This is a genomic window from Psychrobacter pasteurii, assembly GCF_900162815.1.
GTDB classification, from domain to species: domain Bacteria; phylum Pseudomonadota; class Gammaproteobacteria; order Pseudomonadales; family Moraxellaceae; genus Psychrobacter; species Psychrobacter pasteurii.
On sequence record NZ_FUGD01000089.1, the window covers coordinates 1 to 21,491 of the forward strand.

The 21,491-nt window shown below is 42.9% G+C and carries 17 protein-coding genes; 6 read left to right on the plus strand and 11 right to left on the minus strand.

Annotated features, from left to right (window positions below):
- Positions 1-332 precede the first annotated feature (332 nt).
- The gene (locus A1232T_RS08140) at positions 333-1,907 is read left to right on the plus strand and encodes a YihY family inner membrane protein (RefSeq protein WP_077448957.1); all 1,575 of its coding nucleotides are present in this window, start codon (positions 333-335) and stop codon (positions 1,905-1,907) included.
- 134 nt (positions 1,908-2,041) lie between these two features.
- Here the strand turns inward: A1232T_RS08140 and A1232T_RS14405 are convergent, their stop codons facing one another.
- Complete coding sequence (locus A1232T_RS14405) at positions 2,042-2,296, minus strand: GNAT family N-acetyltransferase (RefSeq protein WP_244152424.1); 255 nt, start codon at positions 2,294-2,296, stop codon at positions 2,042-2,044.
- Complete coding sequence (locus A1232T_RS14410; RefSeq protein ID WP_244152425.1) at positions 2,257-2,571, minus strand: GNAT family N-acetyltransferase; 315 nt, start codon at positions 2,569-2,571, stop codon at positions 2,257-2,259. The genes A1232T_RS14405 and A1232T_RS14410 overlap by 40 nt, the downstream gene beginning before the upstream one ends.
- Before the next feature lie 214 nt (positions 2,572-2,785).
- Between A1232T_RS14410 and ribF the strand changes: the two genes are divergently transcribed.
- Positions 2,786-3,856 (plus strand): riboflavin biosynthesis protein RibF, encoded by a 1,071-nt coding sequence (ribF, locus tag A1232T_RS08150; RefSeq protein WP_077448958.1) that lies wholly within the window; start codon positions 2,786-2,788, stop codon positions 3,854-3,856.
- A 76-nt stretch (positions 3,857-3,932) separates the two neighbouring features.
- On the opposite strand, the gene A1232T_RS08155 is transcribed toward ribF, so the two are convergent.
- Entirely contained in the window at positions 3,933-5,132 is a 1,200-nt protein-coding gene (locus A1232T_RS08155) for an NAD(P)/FAD-dependent oxidoreductase (protein ID WP_077448959.1), read from the minus strand.
- A 171-nt stretch (positions 5,133-5,303) separates the two neighbouring features.
- The gene (gene acs / locus A1232T_RS08160) at positions 5,304-7,250 is read right to left on the minus strand and encodes an acetate--CoA ligase (RefSeq protein WP_077448960.1); all 1,947 of its coding nucleotides are present in this window, start codon (positions 7,248-7,250) and stop codon (positions 5,304-5,306) included.
- Positions 7,251-7,866: 616 nt separating this feature from the next.
- Here acs and A1232T_RS08165 point away from each other — a divergent pair.
- On the plus strand, positions 7,867-9,012 hold the full coding sequence (locus A1232T_RS08165; RefSeq protein ID WP_244152426.1) for a BaiN/RdsA family NAD(P)/FAD-dependent oxidoreductase: 1,146 nt from the start codon (positions 7,867-7,869) through the stop codon (positions 9,010-9,012).
- 115 nt (positions 9,013-9,127) lie between these two features.
- On the opposite strand, the gene A1232T_RS08170 is transcribed toward A1232T_RS08165, so the two are convergent.
- From A1232T_RS08170 to A1232T_RS08180, 3 genes are all read right to left on the minus strand, one after another.
- Positions 9,128-10,618 (minus strand): amidase, encoded by a 1,491-nt coding sequence (locus A1232T_RS08170; RefSeq protein ID WP_077448962.1) that lies wholly within the window; start codon positions 10,616-10,618, stop codon positions 9,128-9,130.
- Positions 10,619-10,734: 116 nt separating this feature from the next.
- Entirely contained in the window at positions 10,735-11,442 is a 708-nt protein-coding gene (locus A1232T_RS08175; protein ID WP_077448963.1) for a pirin family protein, read from the minus strand.
- A gap of 240 nt (positions 11,443-11,682) precedes the next feature.
- Positions 11,683-14,832: a DNA translocase FtsK gene (locus A1232T_RS08180; protein WP_077448964.1), complete on the minus strand. Its 3,150-nt coding sequence runs from the start codon at positions 14,830-14,832 to the stop codon at positions 11,683-11,685.
- A 338-nt stretch (positions 14,833-15,170) separates the two neighbouring features.
- On the opposite strand from A1232T_RS08180, the gene trxB reads away from it, so the two are divergent.
- The 3 genes from trxB (at position 15,171) to A1232T_RS08195 (ending at position 18,083) form a co-directional block, all read left to right on the plus strand.
- Entirely contained in the window at positions 15,171-16,193 is a 1,023-nt protein-coding gene (gene trxB, locus A1232T_RS08185) for a thioredoxin-disulfide reductase (protein ID WP_077448965.1), read from the plus strand.
- 295 nt (positions 16,194-16,488) lie between these two features.
- Positions 16,489-17,235 (plus strand): leucyl/phenylalanyl-tRNA--protein transferase, encoded by a 747-nt coding sequence (gene aat, locus A1232T_RS08190; protein WP_244152427.1) that lies wholly within the window; start codon positions 16,489-16,491, stop codon positions 17,233-17,235.
- Between the two features lie 5 nt (positions 17,236-17,240).
- On the plus strand, positions 17,241-18,083 hold the full coding sequence (locus tag A1232T_RS08195) for an arginyltransferase (protein ID WP_077448967.1): 843 nt from the start codon (positions 17,241-17,243) through the stop codon (positions 18,081-18,083).
- 27 nt (positions 18,084-18,110) lie between these two features.
- On the opposite strand, the gene rimI is transcribed toward A1232T_RS08195, so the two are convergent.
- The 4 genes from rimI to A1232T_RS08215 all read right to left on the minus strand — a co-directional run bounded on the left by rimI (position 18,111) and on the right by A1232T_RS08215 (position 21,341).
- Positions 18,111-18,623: a ribosomal protein S18-alanine N-acetyltransferase gene (rimI, locus tag A1232T_RS08200; protein WP_077448968.1), complete on the minus strand. Its 513-nt coding sequence runs from the start codon at positions 18,621-18,623 to the stop codon at positions 18,111-18,113.
- A gap of 127 nt (positions 18,624-18,750) precedes the next feature.
- Complete coding sequence (locus tag A1232T_RS08205; RefSeq protein WP_077448969.1) at positions 18,751-19,683, minus strand: electron transfer flavoprotein subunit alpha/FixB family protein; 933 nt, start codon at positions 19,681-19,683, stop codon at positions 18,751-18,753.
- Between the two features lie 153 nt (positions 19,684-19,836).
- Positions 19,837-20,586, minus strand: a complete 750-nt coding sequence (locus A1232T_RS08210; RefSeq protein ID WP_077448970.1) for an electron transfer flavoprotein subunit beta/FixA family protein — start codon at positions 20,584-20,586, stop codon at positions 19,837-19,839.
- 539 nt (positions 20,587-21,125) lie between these two features.
- Positions 21,126-21,341, minus strand: coding sequence for a cold-shock protein (locus A1232T_RS08215; protein WP_007394029.1), 216 nt, complete (start codon positions 21,339-21,341; stop codon positions 21,126-21,128).
- Positions 21,342-21,491 lie beyond the last annotated feature (150 nt).

Consider the following 21,491-nt stretch of genomic DNA (forward strand, 5'->3'; position numbering starts at 1 on the left):
GGTTAGGTTTTGCGATAATATATTTATGAGCTGATTAAGGTTTGGCATAGTGTGGTTCGTAAGAAAAATTACTATTATGCCTTGTCCTTAGTCAGCTTTTTTGTTTTTGTCGTGTACAGAGTTAATTAATATAGTTAACAGCGGCTATTTTGACACAGCTACAGGGCAAATACTAAATTCGGACAAAAAATCTGCTTTGCTGCTAATGGATTAACAGTATCATATCATTAAGACACAAATATTCTTCACATTTTGATTTTGAATATTTGGTAAACTATGCCACTTTAATGAAACTCCCATACATTTCAATAACCTAACATAATGATTCTAATATGGAAAACCTGTTAAAAAAGCTGCCATTTTATGACAAATCTTGGTTTAACTTTTTACGATTTTTAATTCGTAATTTCATTGAGGACAATGCCCAACAAAAAGCCGCCTCTTTGACTTATACCACGCTATTATCAATCGTGCCTATTTTAACGGTTTTGCTGATGATTTTGTCTTCAATACCTGCTTTAGAATCTGTGCGTGATCAAATTTCTAATATTATTTATAGCAACCTGCTGCCACAATCAGGGCTACAAGTGTCACAGTATCTTGATAGCTTCGCCGAAAAGTCGAGTAATTTAACGGCTATTGGTGCCATGGCCTTATTTGTGACCAGTATTATGACTTTGACCACCATTGAACGGGCCTTTAATCAAATTTGGCGAGTAGAAGATCGCTCTGGTGGTATAAAAAGTATTGTGCGTTACTGGACCATTATAACCTTAGGTCCCTTGGTATTAGGAACGGCCTTTATTGTTTCAAGTACCGTACAAAGTCTAAGCTTCTTAAACCAACAAATCGGTGGCTATGGTATTGATTGGGGCTTTTGGGTACAAGCCGTATCCTTTGCCGTTACCATTGCAGGCTTTATTGGTATGTACTGGTTTATTCCTAAAGCCAAAGTTCCCTTAAAAAATGCTGCTATAGCTGGTGTCTTTGTAGCCATTACCTTTGAGCTACTTAAGTACTCATTCGGTATCATTATGAGTAACTTCACCAGTTATGAAGCGATTTATGGTGCCTTTGCCGCTCTACCTATCTTCTTACTTTGGATTTATCTGTCTTGGAACTTAATCCTACTTGGCGTTGAGATAAGCTATAGCCTAACTATCTTTGCGACCAAGGAAGTCTACCCACGTCACCCACTGTTAAGCCTGTTAGATATGTTAAATCTGGTTCATGAGCACTATCAAGAAGGCAGCTCAACCAGTGAAGAGGAGCTGCGCAGTGTGTTGGGCCGTAAAGAGCTACCTAAGTGGTTTACCTATCTTAATTACTTATTAGACAGCGATTTAATCACCATTACTGAAAAAGGAAACTATGTCTTAAAAAGAGACTTAGACCATATTACCTTGTGGGACTTTTACCGTACGCTTCCTTATCCACTGCCCATCAAAGATGAGATAGATGATCTCAGGGCCAATATGGATACCCCTTGGTTAAGCCTATTGACTCAGCGTTTTAAAGATACCGAAAAGCATGCCAAACATGAGCTAGACATTCCGCTTTCAGACATCTTTGAAAATAGCTTACCTCGTGAAGGCGTTAAGGCAAATAAGTCTATGTTTGATGACGCTGATAAAAAAGCTAACTCTAAAAATAGCGACTCAACACAGTCAGATAAAGAAGACTTTGAGGCAGAGACCTATGACCCTGATGCCAAAGTGGTAGAAGACAATCAAAACAAAGAAGCGGTTATGCCACCCGATGCGGACTTAAAATCTAATAATAACAGCGACAAAACTGCAGAGACTTCTACTCATAAGGCTAAAAAAAGAGGAGGTCTGCTTGGCGTACTAAGTCATGATAGAGACGAGCCTATTATTACTGAGGATGATAACCCTAATAAGGATTAAGCTCTTTTGCTTTACACGCAAGCGTTATAGTCTTTAACTGATAACTGACCTTGAACTTATCATTAAAGGTCTATGAGGCAAAGGACTATAAGGCTTTACCTAGTATCACGAGATCTGCAGTAAAATCTTGCATATCACAGACCTTGGGGGAATCTACCCCAAGGCTCAAAGCCAAACTTTTCAAATAAAGATAAGCTTGGCTTATTATGACCAAATATAAGTGCTAGGATATTTTGGATACCCAGTTGTGGGGCTTGGGCCAACATCCATTGCAGCAGTAACCTTCCTAGACCCAAGCCTTGGTATTGTGTCGCCACATAAATACTAATCTCACTACTGATATGGTAAGCTATCCGATTTTTAACATCACTAAAGCTGCCCCAGGCCATGATGACACCTTCAGTATTGGTGACCACATAAATGGGGCGACTGGGCTGATGGGGCGACTGGGCTGACTTAAATGCTCATCGAACCATGCCTGTCTATCGGCAGCGGTCACTGGTGTTAAGTCTGCGGTTGACGCCTTGCCAGCGATACTTTGATTGTAAATGGTCACAATATCAGGCAAATCAGCAGGCTCAGCTAAGCGAATCTTATGAGTATTAACGGCTGGATTCAAAGCTTGGTTTACGCTCTTAGAAGCTGAATTGAGGGGACTAGCCATAGTGTTATTTTCTCATTAGAAGGCATTGATAAGATTTTGAGCCTCAGTGACTTTAATTTTACATTATAATGAAGGCAGATTATCTATAAATTAATCGCCTTTTTAATATCCTTAGTACTCTATTTTTTCTAAGTTACCAGTTTAATGAATTATCTGGTTTTTACTTATTTTTAAAGTAGCTGACAACTACCCTTGTGTTTATCGATAAGGCTTTATGAAAACAATTTTTTTAGATTTGGCCACAATCCATGTTGGCAATAGCCACAGTAGTCTAAACGCTAACAATGTTTTAACCATTGGTAATTTTGATGGGGTGCATTTAGGCCATCAAGCCATGCTAAAGCAGCTCAAACAAAGTGCTAGCGAGCAGCAGCTGGACACTATGGTAATGATTTTTGAGCCACAGCCGCGTGAGTATTTTGCCCAGCTAAAATCTGATCCCTCTTCTGCCCCTGCCCGATTAACTTCTCAAGATGAAAAACTAACTTTGCTGGCTGAATTTGGCATAGATACGGTGGTTGTTGCTAAATTTGATGAGGCGTTTCGCTCTTTGTCAGCCTCTGAATTTGCTGACATGCTCGTCCATCACCTAAATGTGAAATCTCTGGTGTTAGGCGACGACTTTAAGTTCGGTCATGACCGTACTGGGGACAGTGAATTTTTGCGCAATTATGGGTTGCCAGTCACCAACTTGCACACCATTACCGATACTCAAGTCGTAGACACTCAAGAGAGCTCTTTGCTTGAAGACAAGCGTATCAGCTCAACTAGAGTTCGTGAGCTATTGGCCAAAGGTGACTTAAAGACAGTCAGTCGTCTACTAGATCGTGACTATGCTATAACTGGCAAAGTAGTCGGAGGCGACAAAATTGGGCGCACTCTAGACTTCCCGACAGCCAATATTGAACTAAATAGAGTACGTCCAGCCCTACACGGGGTTTATGGTGTAGATGTGGTGGTACTCGATGAGTCAGGTGAAGTTGTTGCTGATGCTTTTGCAGATCTTGCTAAGGACACAAAAACTGGGATTGCTGGGCTACGTCCACACAGTTTATTTGGTACCGCTAATATCGGTATACGTCCTTCAGTAGACAAGCCTCATGAATGGCGTCTTGAAGTATTTTTCCCAGAATTTTCTGGTAACTTATATGAAAAAACGCTACAAGTTAGATTCTTAAATCACTTACATGGCGAACGTAAGTATGATGGCTTAGAAGCACTTAAGGCAGGTATTCAGCAAGATGTTAAAGACTTGATTGAATGGCGCCATAACCAAGATAAATAATAGTTATCGACCACTACAGCTAAAAAAGGCGATGACAGTCATACTATCCTCGCCTTTTTTTATAGCAAATTACTTTTTAATAAATAATGGTTTTTACCACTGTCGTTGCTGCTTTAAAACAGCTTTCTACCCGTCCTTCATCACACCAATCTCCAGTAACTATCCACTGCTTGTGGCTATCAACATAGCTAATTGGTGAAGAGTCATCGCCCTCTATCTGCTGGGTCGCAGCATAACGCCAGCGATGGCAATCTATTAACTTCGGCGCTGTCGCAGACTCCCAGCCCAATATATGTTGTGTGGCCTGTATTAAACGCTGCTGCACGTCTTCTAACGGCTCATCAACCTGTGCCTCAGACCACTGATTGTTGGCATGAATCGTAACACTTGGCAAAATATCCTCACGCCCTGGCTTACGCTGTTCGATAAATATCCGACTTATAGGTGAGCCTTCAGCTTTTACCTCAAGCACTTCCCACTGAGCCCCTGTTAAAGTTGGCGGTAAGCTAGAAGCCTGCTCCCAACCTAACATTAAGCTATAACAAGCCAGCATCTTAGAAGCCTTGAGCTTATTTAATAAGGCAAAGTCGGTGTGTTGTAACAATTCTATGGCCTGCGCTTGTGGCGCGGTACAGACCACCCAGTCAAATACCCCTAGCTCATTGCCTTTATCATCACGTAACATAGTCTTAGCGCCTGCATTAGATACCCCTTGTTTACCTTTATTGGCTTGGCTATCAGAGCTCAGAGGCGCTACTCGAGTCTTATAATAAAGCTTAGTATGCTGAAGTTTAGTAGCCAAGCTTCGGCCAAAACTGGTCATTTTTGGGCAGCTAACATACCTCGGCTGATCACTACTCCAGCGCCCAGTTAATTGAATATCAGGCTTTGAATCTGTGCTAAAAATCGTTGCGGTTTGGGCAAGCCAAGGCTCAATAACGCCTTGCTCTAACCAAGGTTGCAGGTAAGTTTGAAACGCTTGTGATTTGGCAGTAAAAAACTGGGCACCAAAATCAAATTGCCACTGCTGCTCACTATGACTCTCTGGCTTGTTATAACGGGTAGCTAGGCGCCCCACCCCAGCGGACTTCTCAAAAATAGAAATCTCTACTGCTTGCCCAGCACCATCAAAAGCCTGCTCTAACAAATGAGCGGTCATCAGTCCCGTCATGCCAGCACCAATAATGGCAATTTGAATCGTTGTGGCTGAAACAGGCGCTGAGTCACTGTCATGAACTAAGCCTTCAGTGGCTGCTAAATTGTGATTTATAGTCATAAGTTAAATATATTGATGTTAAATGAAAGAAGGGGGTTTGTTGGATAATACTCTACAAGCTCTAGGCTCATGATACAGCTATAATTTGTTAATTGGGTAAAAAAAACCACTGACTTAGTCAGTGGTTTTAGGTAGAGGCTCTAATAGAGTCTTAATCTTATAGGTCAAAAACTAAGCTGACTTTACGGTTTTGATTAAGTCATCAACCACGCTGGCTTCAGCCAAAGTTGAGGTATCGCCTAGACCATCAAACTCGCCAGCGGCTAGCTTACGCAGGATACGGCGCATAATCTTCCCTGAGCGGGTCTTCGGTAAAGCATCCACGATATAAATGGCATCAAGGTTAGCAATAGGTCCAATTTCAGCGCGCACATGACGGTTTAACTCACCACGTAATCTCTCGCTGTCCTCCTCGCCATTTCTTAAGATGATATAAGCACAGATACCCTGACCTTTTAATTCATGTGGCATACCCACAATGGCAGTTTCGGCAGCAGCTGGATGCGATACTAAAGCGCTTTCGATCTCAGCGGTACCAATACGGTGACCCGACACGTTCAATACATCATCAACACGGCCGGTAATCCATAAATGCCCATCTTCATCACGCATCGCCCCATCCCCAGTAAAGTAGCTACCTGGGTAGGTTGTATAGTAGGTCTCTAAGAAACGCTTGTGATCTCCATAAATTGTACGCATTTGACCTGGCCAACCATCTTTAATAATTAGGTTGCCAGCTGCTGCATCTTCAAGCTCAACCCCATCGGAATCAACGATAACAGGCTTAATACCATATAAAGGGTTCATAGCGGCCCCAGGCTTCATGTCTACTGAGTTTGGTAGAGGCGCCATTAAGATACCTCCAGTCTCAGTTTGCCACCAGGTATCAACGATAGGACAACGACCCTCACCTACCACATTGTGGTACCAGTCCCAAGCTTCAGGGTTAATCGGCTCACCCACAGTGCCTAATAGACGCAGGCTTTCACGGTTTGATTCACGAACATAAGCGTCGCCTTCTTTCATCATTGCTCGAATGGCTGTTGGCGCCGTGTATAAGATACTAACGTCATGCTTATCAATAATCTGACCAATACGTGCCCAAGTCGGATATTGAGGCACCCCCTCGAATACAATGGTGGTAGTCCCGTTGGCCAAAGGTGCATAAGTTACATAACTATGGCCAGTAATCCAGCCCACATCCGCTGTACACCAAAATACGTCATCTTCTTTGACATCAAACACATCTCTAAAGGTAGACAGTGCATAAGTTAGATAGCCACCTGTGGTGTGAACCACCCCTTTTGGCTTACCCGTAGAGCCCGAGGTATATAATAAAAATAATGGGTCTTCAGCATTCATTGTCTCAGGTGGGCAGTCTTCATTTGAGTTATCGATGACCGTGTGATACCAAACATCGCGGCGACCACTCATAGGTACTGAATTACCGGTACGGTGTACCACGATCACTTTTTCGATACATTCTGTGCCATCGACATCTAGTGCTCTATCAACATTGGTCTTAAGTGGACTGTATCGACCACCACGCACGCCTTCGTCAGCAGTAATAACCAATTTTGCCTGACTATCAACAATACGACTGGCCAAACTTTCAGCTGAGAACCCGCCAAATACAACGGTATGCACAGCCCCAATACGCGCACAGGCCAGCATAGATACGACCGCTTCTGGTACCATAGGTAGATATAAAACCACTCGATCGCCTTTGCCCACCCCCATTTTACGCATGGCATTACCTAAGCGGCACACCTCAGAGTGCAGCTCTTTAAAAGAGATAATTTTATGTAATGAAGGGTGATCCCCCTCCCAGATAATGGCTGGCTTATAAGGATTGTCGACCAAGTGACGGTCTAGACAGTTAACCGAAACGTTTAACTCTCCATCTTCAAACCACTTGATTTTAAAGTTATCTAGATCGTAATTAATATTTTTAATTTTTGTGGGTTTTTTTATCCAATCAACTAACTCTGCCCGCTTGGCCCAAAAAGCTTCATTGCTCTCATCAGACTCAATTGACTGTTGATATAATTGGGCATATTTCTCTGGGTTGGTGTTGGCCTGTGCTGCAAATTCAGAGCTGGTTGGAAATTTTTTCATAATACAAAGTCCTTTTTTTATGGTGAATCTATCCTAGAAATCACTGCTAGTCACTGATAACCATAACAGCAAGCAAATTATAGGCTGTTATCGTGATAAAATATGATAGGGAAGAAGACAAAAGGGGTTAGATCAAACACCCTAGAAAGTGTGCGAAGGGGTCTATTAAAGACCATAGCCAGCAAATATTGCTTAAAAGCCTTAATCTACCCCTCTGATAGGAGATGATTTTAGTTCACTCAGTCCTTTCCCTATGACTGTAGTACCCCCATAGTTTTACTAGATTTTGATACAGTTGTAAACTGTTATTTACTCTAAACTCCTAAAAAATTTATGATTTTTTTCTCTACACTATAACCTCAGTAAGCTGACATTCTCCTACTGTACGTCTGTTAAGCTTTCCACATTAGTTACTTATTCACCCTTCAATTTATCCTTAACTCTTATTACAAAAGCTGATTTCATGACCCAAAATACTGCCCATCATTCTGAACCTAATAGCACTTCGGTTAAGCCCAATCACCAAGATGCAGGAAAAAAGCCATCTACTTCTCAGGCAAAGTCTAGCGTAGATGTGCTTATCATAGGCGCCGGAGCATCAGGATTATACTGCGCCATGACTGCAGCTCAGCGAGGTCGCTCAGTATTGGTCGTTGATCATGCCAATAAAGCTGGCAAAAAAATCCTAATGTCAGGTGGCGGTCGCTGTAACTTTACCAACTATGTGGTCGAGCCTGAGAACTTTATCGGCAATAATGCACATTTCTGCAAGTCTGCTTTGATCCGTTATAACCCTTGGGAATTTATTGGTCTGGTTGAAAAGCATAGAGTTCCTTATCATGAGCGTGACTATGGCCAGCTGTTTTGTGACAACTCCTCCAAGGATATTTTAAACCTGCTTCTTGATGAATGTGCTGAGGCTGGAGCCAAGGTGCAGTTAAAAACAAGCATCACAGCCATTAAACCTCTGCCACAAGACAGTGATAAATCAGGATTTATGGTTGAGACTTCAAAAGAGACGATTCATTGTCGCTCACTGGTTATTGCCACCGGTGGCTTGTCTATTCCCACTATGGGTGCGACTGGCTTTGGCTATGAGGTAGCGGAGCAATTCGGGCACCAGATCATCAAAACTTCAGCCGGCTTGGTCCCTTTCACCTTTACCGATAAGGTCGGTGAAGTCATTGCTTCGTTGGCTGGCATTAGCCTAGATGTGATTGCCTTTAATGAGCGTATCTCTTTCCCAAGACCTATGCTATTCACGCACCGTGGCTTGTCTGGCCCTGCGATGCTACAGCTTTCCAATTACTGGCAGGTAGGTGAATCGATACACATCAACTTGGTGCCTAGTGTGGATATCAGCGAGTTATTACGACAAGCTAAAGCTGAACATCCCAAGCAATTGGTTCGTAGCGTGTTGTCTGAGTTCTTCCCTAAAAAGCTGTTATTAGCCTTACAAGATTTACATTGGTCAGACTTAAAAGATAAAGAGTTGGCCAATATTAAAGACGAGACTTTAGATGCCATTGGTGACAAAATTAATAATTGGACCATAAAACCTTCGGGTACTGAAGGGTATCGTACCGCTGAAGTAACTCGTGGCGGCGTGGTAACCGATGAAGTATCCTCTAAAACTTTTGAGAGTAAATTGCAACCAAACCTATACTTTATCGGTGAGGTGTTGGATGTGACAGGCTGGCTTGGTGGCTATAATTTCCAATGGGCTTGGGCCAGTGGCAAGGCATGTGGTGAGGTGGTTTAGGAATATTAAAGCTACTGATAATGAATCAAAAGAGCCTAATACGTCATCGTAATAGGCTCTTTTTATATGGGCTACCTTAAAAAATATTAAATTAGAGAAGATTACTTAGAGAAGGTTAAATCGCCGGATCGGTAAATAAGCCTGCCCGCTCAAAGTCTGCTGCCAATGCAAATAAAGTCGCTTCATCATTCATACGCCCAATAAACTGCATCCCAATCGGTAAGCCCTTATTGCTCATGCCCAGCGGCACCGACATAGCCGGCAGCCCTGTGATATTTCCCAAAGTAGTAAAGGCCATTTTGCTTAATACAGGCGCACTTAGCTTCTCAACCAGGCTTGAATTATAAATCCACCTACCTAGGTTAACCCCCTTTTCAATCAAGCCCGTCACATTCAGCAGCAGCTCATCAATCCGGCTTGGAGGTAATACACCATGCTTCACGGCCACAGTAGGTACTGTTGGACACAAAATCATGTCGTATTGTTCAAGAGTAAGTCCGGTCTGGTACTGAACATCATGCCAGCCTTGCTTGGCTTTGAGCAGGTCCATCACGCTTAGCGAGCGGCCTATCATTGCCATATTTCGAGTTTGTGGCTCTAAGTTTGCCACTTGCTCCGGCCCATAGCGTAGGGATAAATCTTCCACAAAGTAAGCTGTATGAGCACAAACTACCGTGAAGAAATCTCGCCACATACGATCAACATCAATTTTTGGGGCAGCGTATTCTACTTTATGTCCCATATCCTCTAGCTGTCTTCCTGTTTTCTCTAGGACAGCCAATACCTCTTTGTCTACTTTAACCCCTGGAAATAAAGGCGTCTGCATAAGGGCAATTTTTAACGGTTTAGAAGGGGTCTTCGTGGCTTGTAAAAACTTACCCTTATCTGAAGAATCTGTCACAAAAGCAGAACCCACTTCACTTCCTGCTGTGGCATCTAACATGGCAGCGCTGTCACGCACACTACGAGTAATTACATGATCAGCCACGGCCCCTTCCCAGCCTTCAGCATAAATAGGACCACTGGGGTTACGACCTCGGCTAGGCTTTAGACCAAACACACCACACCAAGCAGAAGGAAAGCGAATAGATCCACCCCCATCACCCGCACCTGCCATAGGCACGATACCTGCACTTACCGCTGCCGCACTACCGCCTGATGAGCCGCCACTGCTATAACCTTTTTTAAATGGGTTATGGGTGGCACCAAAGGACTTGGGCTCTGTGGTAATGATTAAACCGAACTCTGGCGTATTGGTTTTACCAAAAGTGTTGACTCCAGTAGCTCGCATACGTCTTACCAGCTCACTATCTTCCTCCGGTACAATATGCACGCTGCGACTGCCCATTTTAATGGGCTCATCAGCAAACAAGTAGTTGAGGTCTTTTAATAGATAAGGAACGCCTGTAAAGATTCCTTGCGGTAAACCCTGCTGAGCTGCATTAAATGCCCGCTCATCAAAGCGGTGGATAATGGCGTTTAATTTAGGATTTAATTTATTGGCTTGATAGATGGCAGCTTCTAATGCCTCTTTGGCACTGATATCGCCTGATTGGATAAGCTCTGCCAATCCGATGGCGTCATACTGTGGATATTCTTTAAACATAGCCTTCCTTGCTCAGTTATGGGGATTCATGAATAGATAGCTTATACGAAAGCCAACAAAAAAGCCAAACCCGAAGGTTTGGCTTTTTTTAAATAGCTAATGTCTAACTAATGGTATTACATAGGAACTTCCATAAGTAGTACGCGAGAGTCTTCTAAAGCTTCTACATCAAAGCCTTTGGTATCGATAATACCCATACCATCACGAGTCTCTAATACTTCGTCACCGATTTTCACTTTACCTTCAATGATAAAGGCATAAACACCGTGCTGGTTGCCTTTTAGCTCATAGCCAGCGCTAACACCTTTGTCTAAGTTACCCATGTGGAACCAAGCATCTTGGTGAATCCAAACACCCGCATCATCAGGATGTGGAGATAAGATTTGACCAAATTCGTTAGGCTTTAACATATCAGCGATTTTTAACTGCTGGTAACGAGGCTCTACGCCTTGCTTGTTTGGCATAACCCAAATTTGGAAAAACTTAACCGGCTCATCAGCATTGCCATTCATTTCACTATGAGCAATACCTGTTCCTGCTGACATGACCTGAATTTCGCCACTTTCAATGATACCATTGGTACCAATAGTGTCTTTGTGAACCAATTTACCAGAAGTTGGAATAGAAGTAATTTCCATGTCACGGTGAGGGTGAGTGCCGAAGCCTTTTCCGCCCTCTACATGGTCATCATTAATTACACGTAATGCACCAAATCCCATACGCTCAGGATTGTAGTAGTTAGCGAAGCTAAAAGTATGTTTACTTTTTAACCAGCCGTGGTTAGCATCACCGCGAGTATTGGCTTTATGTACGATAGTTTTCATAGTGGATCCTTAGTGGATCCTTATTTTTTATCTATATTGCGATTTACGAGGCTATTATACCATCAACATATGCTTAACCAATAGGTGCAATTGTTAATTTAGGTTTAATTAGGTAAACAATTGAATGGCCTTTAAATTGACTGTTAAGATTACTTTAAACCACTCGTATAAAGAAAAAAGGCAGCCTAAGCCACCTTTTTTATAAGTCTAAATACTATAAATCTACATTAGACCAAGGGGCTACATTAATAGCTCACGCTTACCACTTTTACCCATAGCGCTGACCAAGCCGGCCTCTTCCATCGAGTCTACAATACGGGCGGCACGGTTGTAGCCGATACTAAATTTACGCTGAATACTAGAAGCGGATACTTTGCGGGTTTCCATAACGAAGGCCACCGCTTCATCATAAAGGGCATCATCTTCACCCGAGGTATTACCGCCCCCACTGCTGCTAGGACTGGTTAAGTCGAAGTTGCTCGCCATATTATCAATATAATCAGGGGCACCACGCTCACGCCAAGCATCACAAACTCGGTTTACCTCTTCGTCACTGACATACGCACCATGGACACGGTCAGGCTCAATTTGACCTGGGCCTAAGAACAGCATATCCCCGTTTCCTAACATATCCTCAGCGCCGCCTGCATCCAAGATAGTACGAGAGTCCACCTTTGAGTTAACTCGAAGGGCCGCACGCACAGGAATGTTGGCTTTAATCAGACCTGTAATAACGTCTACTGAAGGACGCTGAGTGGCCAGCATTAAGTGAATGCCAGCTGCACGGGATTTCTGGGCCAAGCGGGTAATCAGCTCCTCTGCTTGCTTACCTACCTGCATAATCATATCAGCGAACTCGTCCGCCACAATCACGATCATAGGCAGCGTCTTAAGCTTAGGCGCTTTGTCGATACTAACACTGTCATTAGGTCGCCATAGAGGATCTAGCATCGGTCTGCCTGCCTTTTCAGCGGCGATGACTTTTTTGTTAAACTCACTTAACTTACGGACTTTAAGCAAGCTCATTAACTGATAACGGCGCTCCATCTCAGCCACACACCAAGCTAGGCTACTGGCCGCTTCATTCATATCGGTTACCACTGGGGTCAACAGATGAGGGATGTCATTATAGTTGGCTAATTCTAACTGTTTGGGGTCAATTAGAATTAAACGCAACTCTGATGGCTTGTATTTTAGAAGCATAGATAACAGCATGGCGTTAACCAATACTGATTTACCGGAGCCTGTGGTACCCGCCACTAGCATGTGCGGGGCACGTGCCAAGTCAGTAATAATGGGCTTACCGCCAATATCTTTACCCATGGCCATACTGATCTGGGCTTTTGGATTTTTGTAATCCTCAGTTTGCAGCAGCTCAATCAAACGCACCATCTCACGCTTCTTATTGGGCACTTCAATACCAATATAAGGCTTACCTGGGATAACCTCCACCACACGTAATGAAGCCATAGAGAGTGAGCGTGCTAAATCTCGTGAAATACCTGTGACCTTACTGGCCTTAACCCCTGCCGCTAAATCAACTTCAAAACGAGTAACTACTGGCCCAGGAATGGCATTAACCACTTCTGCTTTAACATTAAACTCTTGCAATTTAATCTCTAGCAGCTCAGACAACTGCTTTAGCTCCGCTTCAGTATAGCTTGGCTTACGATCTGGATCTGGTTTATCCAAAATAGAAAGCTCTGGAATTGGCGTCAAGCTTTCACGATACTTAGCGGTCTGCATCGCACGACTGCTAGAGGCAAAAGCTGAGTCATCATGAATTTCAGGCAAGCTAACTTCTGCTTCGTCTGCCTCATCACTGTCAGGAACCATATCTTCAATATGGTTGCTAGCACCCCCCTCTGGCGTGGCAAAGCGTATGGTTGGCATCGCTCGCGTTGGAGCTTCTTCCTTATCACTGCTAGGCTCATGCGGCTTTTTTGGATTTGAAGGTGGCGTGTTGGTGGGGGTTAAGTCTAACTCCTCATCAAGCTGAGCTTCAGTCTCTTCACTGCCCCACTCTTCTGCTACTGCCTCTGGTTCAGGCTGTGATTCATCAGACGCTTCAACTTCAAAATTATCTGGTTCAAAATCAGTATCCGTATCCACTGCGGCAGGCTGTGGTTGCTCTATTTCTACTTCAGCCGGCTGAGTCTCTGTAGCTTCAACCTTATCACGCTCGTTAATCTCTTCAACGTCTTTTGTAACTGCTTCCACTTCTACTGATTCACTCTCAACCTCAGCCTCATCTTGAGCACTGGTCTGATCAACCGTCTCAGCAGCCTCTGTTTGTGGCTCTTCTACTTCTGATTGTGCTGTTGCTTCTTGTGGTTGTGAAGTTGAAGGTGTCTCAGGACTATTGGCCACAGCCACTGGCAAAGCTTGCTCATCTAGCAGCTCATTAATCACATCTTGGTCATTCCAAGCAAAGCTTGGCTCTTGCTTCTTGACCACAGCCTCGGTCTTAACTGGCTGCTGCGCCGATTGTTGCTGTGTTTGTGAATCCGCTTGTTGCTGCTGCGCTTCTTGCTCACGTAGCGCCAAGATACTCTCGGTAAGTCCTGAATTTACCAAGAAATCATCCAATACATTGCTTAATGCTGGATCCGACTTCTGCGTAGTTTGTGGCTGCTGTAAGTGAGCCTCCCCTTCTTGCTCTTCGGAGCTTTCAGGCAAAGATAGCTTTAGCTGTTGGAATAAAGGAGATTCCGTCTGAGGCTGCTCTGCGTCATCAAGCACTTCTTGTGAGGCCAGCTGCTCTGCTTCTGTTAAATCATGGCCATCTTCAATAGCTTCTTGTCGTTCTGCAGAGCTGCGTCGTATGCCACTGCCAAGCCAAGACAGGCTGAAAATCTGCTTAAACACTCGCTTCCAATGAATATCAAAGGCAAAGGTTACAGTAATTAAGCTAAATACCAATAAAAATGCCGCTGCCCCGTAGACCGTCAACAGGCTAGACAAACGGGTAGCCACTTCGGCCCCTAAGATACCGCCAAAACGAGCGCCATTGTCAGTGCTGAAGCCTAATAGCTGTGGCGTGACAGCGGTAAGGCCACAGCTGGCCAATACCAAAAACACATAAGCAATAGCTCGTAATGGACCAAAAGCTTGATCACGGCTCCACCAAAGGCATATCGCCTCGTAAGACAAAAATGCCATTAACCACCAGGCTGGCCAGCCCAAGAAGGTATATAACAAATCCGACAACCAAGCGCCCACAGAGCCGCCCATATTGCTCACCTGCCCCATATCGCTGCTGATACGTGACCAGCTTGGATCATTAGGGGTATAAGTTACCAAGATAACGAACAAGAATGCAGACAAAAGGACGGCAAGCAAGGTAAAAACGATTTTTTTAAGCGTATAAAGATGATGTGCCGTTATCATTAATTTTTCCCAACATTTGAAACTTAACTATGGTAGCAAATAGACGTTCGTAGTTTGTGATTATGGGCATTTGGCAAAAGTATTAGCCTAGCCTGTATAATCCTCTATAATAGCAAATTGCGCTCTATTTTCGAGCCTTGACTGGCTTATTTATCATATAAATAAACATGATAACTTAAACTCATTTGCTATTGTAAACAAATGCCCCCATTCTTATAAATACAGACGTCGATAAAAAGGGCCATTAACCCAGCTATATAGGTCACTGACCTAGCTATATGCGCCCTTATCCAACTGACGCCCTCTTATTAAAACACGCCAAACTATAAGGAAAAACCATGACACAAGACACCAATGCTGCTCGCCACGAAAAACTAATCATTTTAGGTTCAGGCCCTGCTGGATATTCAGCAGCCGTTTATGCAGCACGAGCCAACTTAAAGCCAGTTATCATCTCTGGCATGCAAGTAGGTGGACAGCTAACAACCACAACAGACGTTGATAACTGGCCAGGTGATGCTCATGGTTTAACCGGTCCTGACCTAATGGTTCGTATGAAAGAGCACGCCGAACGCTTTGGTACTGAAATCGTCAACGACCATATCAACTCAGTGACTCTAACTGAACGTCCCTTTAAACTTGAAGGCAATGCGGGCACTTATACCTGTGATGCGCTAATCATCGCAACGGGTGCTTCTGCTCAGTACCTACAGCTTGAATCAGAGGAGAAGTTTAAAGGCTTAGGCGTTTCTGCTTGTGCTACCTGTGATGGGTTCTTCTATAAAGACCAAAAAGTTGCAGTTATCGGTGGTGGTAACACAGCCGTCGAAGAAGCTTTATACCTATCAAATATTGCTAAAGAAGTGATTCTAGTTCACCGCCGTGATAGCTTACGCTCTGAGAAGATCTTACAAGACAAGCTGTTTGAAAAAGAGAAAAACGGCAACATCACCATTGAATGGAACCACCAAGTAAAAGAAGTGGTTGGTGATGAGATGGGTGTTAACGGTGTGATTATTGAGTCAACTCAAGATGGCAGCACCAAGCAGCTAGACGTTATGGGTATGTTTGTGGCCATTGGTCATAAGCCAAATACAGACATGTTTGCTGGTCAGTTAGACATGAAAGATGGCTACCTAACCGTGAACAGTGGTACCAAAGGTAATGCCACCCAAACCAGTATTGAAGGGGTGTTTGCTGCCGGTGACGTAGCAGATCACGTCTATCGTCAGGCCATTACTTCTGCAGGTACCGGCTGTATGGCTGCCTTAGATGCAGAAAAATATCTGGATTCAATTGGTGAAGCTAACGCCAAAGATCATACTTACGCTTCCACTGTGACAGCAGATAAGCAAGCGTAAGCTGATCTCTATAATACGTTTATCTCTATAATAAATAAGAGCTAACATGATAAAAGTGCTGATCAAATATTGATTGGCACTTTTTTTGATGTTAATAAACCGCAATTATTGCTAACGCCTATGCAATTGATATACTTGATAAATAACAGGCTTCTTGTGCCATATTACGGAGCTTAATTTATTTTTTTAATGGAGGATAAACTTTGTGACCTCAGACAATCAGAGCCAGTCAAATGCCTTTTCACAAAGTCAGCAAGAGTCATACGCTGCCTCCGCTTTATTTGACTGCAACTACCTGTTTCCAAAGCCTGATGTGGCAGACCCTGAAGGATTAGGCTTGATCGCTATTGGTGCTGATTTAGCACCCCAAACCCTACTATCGGCTTACTCACAAGGGTTATTTCCTTGGTTTAATGAAGATGAGCCCATTGCCTGGTGGTCTCCGGAGCCACGTTGTGTGCTGGATCCCTCCTCCTTTAGTCCCAGTAAATCCTTAAAGCGCTTAGCCAAATCAAGCTCTTGGCACTGGAGTGTCAACCAAGCCTTTGAAGAGGTTATTCACGCCTGCAGCTTACCGCGTAGCTATGCTGATGACACTTGGATTCATGATGAGATGATACAAGCCTACACTGAGCTTCATGAGCTCGGTTACGCACACAGCTTTGAAGTCTGGGATGAGGATAACTTGATTGGTGGATTATATGGCTTAAAAATCGGCCAAATCTATTTTGGTGAGTCGATGTTTCATCGTCAAAGTAATGCCTCAAAAGTAGCGTTTTGGGCCTTAAATAATTTTTGCCAGCATACAGGCGTTGAGCTGATAGATTGTCAGTTACCCAATCCACATTTACAAAGCTTAGGAGCAGGGATTATGCCAAGACAGCTGTTTTTGGCTGAATTGAGTGGCTGGGTATCCCAACCAAGCTTAGATTGGCATTTATTCTCTGACACTCGATATTTGGTTAATCAATTAGCACATACGATTGAGCCGACACTTAACGCGCCCTCCCCCAGCATTACCCAACCTAACCGCAAGGATTAAGTTAGATGCATCCTTATGCAGACAATATTATGAACCGTGAAAGCATAGTACATCGGGAAAATGTAGAGAAGCAAAGCAGCTTCAACCTCTCTCCTCCTAGCCTGTGCAGCTATCTGTCCAACCAGATTTCTCAGCTGACTTTTTTGCTGTTACAGCCCACTCAAAGCATTGATTCAAAGCTATATACTCAGCTAAGCAGTCAAGGCTTTAGACGCAGTGGCAATGCTTTTTATCGACCCAGCTGCCAACACTGTGCTCAGTGCATCTCTAGCCGAGTGGTCGTCAACGAATTTACCCCTTCTCGGCGCTATCGAAAAGTGATCAATCGCAATAAAGAAGTGAGCGTCAAATTTGTTCCTGCGACCCAGGCCACTCAAGAGCACTATGCTTTATACCAAAAGTATATCTCTGTACGTCATGCCGATGGTGATATGTATCCCCCTAGCCTGCATACTTTTGAGCAGTTCTTGGTAGACAGTCCAACAGACACTTTATTTATGGAAGTCAGAGAGCCCAATAACAAGCTCATTGCTGTGGCTGTTACCGACCAACTAAACGACGGCTTATCTAGCATCTACACTTTCTTTGACCCTGACCCCAGTTATAATTCTCGCAGCCTGGGGGTATTTTGTATCTTGAATCAAATTGAAGCGGCAAAAAACCTAGGTCTAGAGTATGTTTATTTGGGCTTTTGGATTCCTACGGTCAAAAAGATGAGTTATAAAACGGATTACACCCCCATTGAATTATTAATAAATAATCATTGGGTTTATTTCTCCCAAACTCCTGATCATGATGAGGTACTAAGTCTAATCAGTACTTCAGCCGTAAACTTTGTGAGACGATAGAAGTATAAGACTATGAAAGTAAACCTATTAATGATGGGCTAGCTCATACTGCATAATTAGCGCATCACACTTGCTTTCACCCCCTGCCTCATCTATTGGTATGGAGTAATAATCTTTACGGATATGGATCACTTCAAACCCCATTTTTTTATACAAAGCGATAGCTGGTGTATTATCCTGTCTTACTTCTAATAAGACTCTTTCTAACTTTTTCTCCGGCATGGACTGGATTAACGCTTGTAACAAAGACTGCGCCAAACCGCGGCGCTGAAACTGAGGGTGTGTGCCTATACGTAACACCTCAGCCACCTCAAATACACTGCTGATAATACAGTATGCCGCAACCTGTGGCTGATTATCTTCAGAGCTCAATATAGCCCAGCACTGATTGATATCTTGCTGTAATAACTCTTCAATCTGTAGCTTATCCCAACTGTCAAACTGCACTCTGTGCTCAATATCAGCAACTTGCTGCAGCAAACTTTGATCCTGTTGATCCGCTGTAATCTGAATAATATTCGCTTTGGAGATTAAATTCATACCCTAGACTCAATAAAATTAAAAAAGCCCTCAACCCTAAGTTGAAGGCTTTTAACTATCTATTATTAACTACTTATTATCTCTTCAGATAATAAGAAGCTAACTGCAATTACCTTGCGGCAATAACTTACAGCTTGCTAGTTAACTCTGGTAAAGCGTCAAATAAGTCCGCTTCTAAGAAGTAATCAGCAACAGTTGCAATTGGTGCTTCTGGATCGTTGTTGATAGCAACGATAACTTTAGAGTCTTTCATACCTGCTAAATGCTGGATAGCACCAGAGATGCCGGCTGCGATGTATAGGCTTGGTGCAACGATTTTACCAGTTTGACCAACCTGCATATCGTTAGGTACATAGCCTGCGTCAACGGCAGCACGTGATGCACCGATAGCAGCGCCTAGCTTGTCAGCTAGTGGCTCGATGTATTTAGTGAAGTTTTCACCGTTTGCTAATGCACGGCCACCAGATACAACGATTTCAGCAGAAGTTAGCTCTGGACGGTCAGACTTAGCTAGCTCTTCGCCAACGAAGCTTGATTTGCCAGCGTCTTGAGCATTGTCTAGCTCTTCGATGGAAGCTGAACCACCTTCAGCAGCTGCAGCATCAAACGCAGTAGTACGTACAGTAACTAGTACTTTGTCTTCAGAAGTCTTAACAGTCGCTAATGCGTTACCTGCGTAGATAGGACGCTCAAAAGTATTGGCATCGATAACTTGCATTACGTCAGTGATCATGCTCACGTCTAATAACGCAGCAACACGTGGCATAAAGTTTTTACCGTTAGTGGTTGCTGGAGCAACGATGTGGCTGTAATCGCCAGCTAAATCTTTAACTAATAAAGATACGTTTTCAGCCAATTGGTATTCATATGCTGGGCTATCAACACAGATTACTTTGCTTACGCCAGCTACTTTTGCTGCTTGTTCAGCTACTGGCTTACAACCAGAACCTGCTACTAATACATGAACGTCGTCGCCCATTTGAGTTGCAGCGGTAACTGTGCTTAGAGTTGCCTTTTTTAGCTCGGCATTATCATGTTCTGCATATACTAAAATTGCCATGAGATTATTATCCTTTCAAATAATTATAGAAGATTGTGATTTGGTAACTGTTCCTTATCGCCTGTCATCTTAGGTCTAACTTACTTTAATTTGCCTTATGACAGGCTGATAACCAACAAAACTAATCAAATTTATAAGAAGTTAGTTCAACAATTAAAGAACTTTTGCTTCATTTTTTAGTTTGTCGATTAGCTCATCCACTGAACCAACTTTAACACCTGCAGAACGCTCAGCTGGTGGAGTTACTTTCACAATTTCTTGCTTAGAAACCATTTCTACACCGAAATCAGCTGGTGTTTTTTCGTCAAGTGGTTTCTTCTTAGCTTTCATGATGTTTGGAAGTTTTGCATAACGTGGTTCGTTTAGACGCAAGTCAGTAGTGATTACTGCAGGCAGTGGTAGCGCAACAGTCTGTAAACCACCGTCAATTTCACGAGTAACGTTTACTTTATCGCCTTCAACTTTAACTTCTGATGCGAACGTACCTTGACCGATACCCATTAATGCAGCAAGCATCTGACCAGTTTGGTTGTTGTCATCATCAATAGCTTGTTTACCAAGAAGGATTACATCCGTACCTTCTTGTTCAGCGATACCTTTAAGGATTTTAGCAACTTGTAGAGGATATGCTTTTTCATCAGTCTGAACTAAGATACCACGGTCAGCGCCTAGTGCTAAAGCAGCACGAATCTGCTCTTGAGCTTCTTTAGGACCAATTGAAGCAACGATAACTTCATCAACTACGCCCGCTTCTTTTAGACGTACCGCTTCTTCAACAGCGATTTCACAAAATGGGTTGATTGACATTTTAGTGTTGCTCAGATCAACGCCAGAGTTATCAGCTTTAACGCGAACTTTTACGTTATAGTCAATCACACGCTTAACAGCGACTAATGCTTTCATACGTTCCTCGTTTATTAATGTTATGAATAATTAAACTTACGATTTCAAACCAAGTGCAAAGTATATCTTATCTTGCACTAAAAAATTAATTCTTATACATCTTAGCCAATATGGGGACTAATATATATAACAATTTGTAGGATTTAATTAACAGATATTATTCCATCTATAGGCCAGTTAACCTATCCCTTATCTATTCTACTAAACCAAAAATAGTTTTGGACAACCTTTTTTTTGGTTTCAGCATGCTACAAATAAACATTTATTATCAAACGACTCTTATATTGCGTGACCAACCCAATTAGGTCAAGCCGTTGCCGTGAATAAAGGGTCATAAATTTTTTCGATATTTCTTAGTTTTCACCTAGAATTTTTATTTTTCGTCGCTAGTGGCCCTGATATTATTTGTAATTTTGGACTCCTGGGTACCTAATAGTAATTTCTGGCCAAAAAAAAGACAACCAAAAGGTTGTCTTTTTATAGCAGGATCACCTTTATAGATGATTCCTGCCTTTTTGTAGGTCAAAGCCTACAATAAATTATTCAGCTGATTCGATTTGTTCAGCTTGTGGACCTTTTTGGCCTTGGCCTAATACGAAAGTAACTTTTTGACCTTCGGCTAGGGTTTTGAAACCGCTGCCTTGAATAGCACTGTAGTGAGCAAATACGTCTTGACCACCATCGTCTTGTGCGATGAAACCAAAACCTTTAGCTTCGTTGAACCACTTAACAGTACCTTGTACACGTTCTGACATAACTTTTCCTAATATAAAATTGATTTAACTATAGTCATGATGCTTTTAACAGACCTGCTCTACTCTAGGTAGGTAGATATCAAGTCAGTAGAAAACGTAAATCGAGTAGTATTGATTAGAATGTTGACTAATCTTCACTCTAATAAATAG

Excerpts from the sequence above, each read along its gene's own strand:
- rimI (WP_077448968.1), bottom strand. The coding sequence starts at position 18,623 with ATGAATTTAATCTCCAAAGCGAATATTATTCAGATTACAGCGGATCAA.
- A1232T_RS08155 (WP_077448959.1), bottom strand. The coding sequence starts at position 5,132 with ATGACTATAAATCACAATTTAGCAGCCACTGAAGGCTTAGTTCATGAC.
- ribF (WP_077448958.1), top strand. The coding sequence starts at position 2,786 with ATGAAAACAATTTTTTTAGATTTGGCCACAATCCATGTTGGCAATAGC.
- trxB (WP_077448965.1), top strand. The coding sequence starts at position 15,171 with ATGACACAAGACACCAATGCTGCTCGCCACGAAAAACTAATCATTTTA.
- A1232T_RS08165 (WP_244152426.1), top strand. The coding sequence starts at position 7,867 with ATGACTGCAGCTCAGCGAGGTCGCTCAGTATTGGTCGTTGATCATGCC.
- A1232T_RS08180 (WP_077448964.1), bottom strand. The coding sequence starts at position 14,832 with ATGATAACGGCACATCATCTTTATACGCTTAAAAAAATCGTTTTTACC.
- A1232T_RS14410 (WP_244152425.1), bottom strand. The coding sequence starts at position 2,571 with ATGGCTAGTCCCCTCAATTCAGCTTCTAAGAGCGTAAACCAAGCTTTG.
- A1232T_RS08175 (WP_077448963.1), bottom strand. The coding sequence starts at position 11,442 with ATGAAAACTATCGTACATAAAGCCAATACTCGCGGTGATGCTAACCAC.
- A1232T_RS08170 (WP_077448962.1), bottom strand. The coding sequence starts at position 10,618 with ATGTTTAAAGAATATCCACAGTATGACGCCATCGGATTGGCAGAGCTT.
- A1232T_RS08195 (WP_077448967.1), top strand. The coding sequence starts at position 17,241 with ATGCATCCTTATGCAGACAATATTATGAACCGTGAAAGCATAGTACAT.
- A1232T_RS14405 (WP_244152424.1), bottom strand. The coding sequence starts at position 2,296 with ATGGCCTGGGGCAGCTTTAGTGATGTTAAAAATCGGATAGCTTACCAT.
- A1232T_RS08205 (WP_077448969.1), bottom strand. The coding sequence starts at position 19,683 with ATGGCAATTTTAGTATATGCAGAACATGATAATGCCGAGCTAAAAAAG.
- A1232T_RS08140 (WP_077448957.1), top strand. The coding sequence starts at position 333 with ATGGAAAACCTGTTAAAAAAGCTGCCATTTTATGACAAATCTTGGTTT.
- A1232T_RS08210 (WP_077448970.1), bottom strand. The coding sequence starts at position 20,586 with ATGAAAGCATTAGTCGCTGTTAAGCGTGTGATTGACTATAACGTAAAA.
- A1232T_RS08215 (WP_007394029.1), bottom strand. The coding sequence starts at position 21,341 with ATGTCAGAACGTGTACAAGGTACTGTTAAGTGGTTCAACGAAGCTAAA.
- acs (WP_077448960.1), bottom strand. The coding sequence starts at position 7,250 with ATGAAAAAATTTCCAACCAGCTCTGAATTTGCAGCACAGGCCAACACC.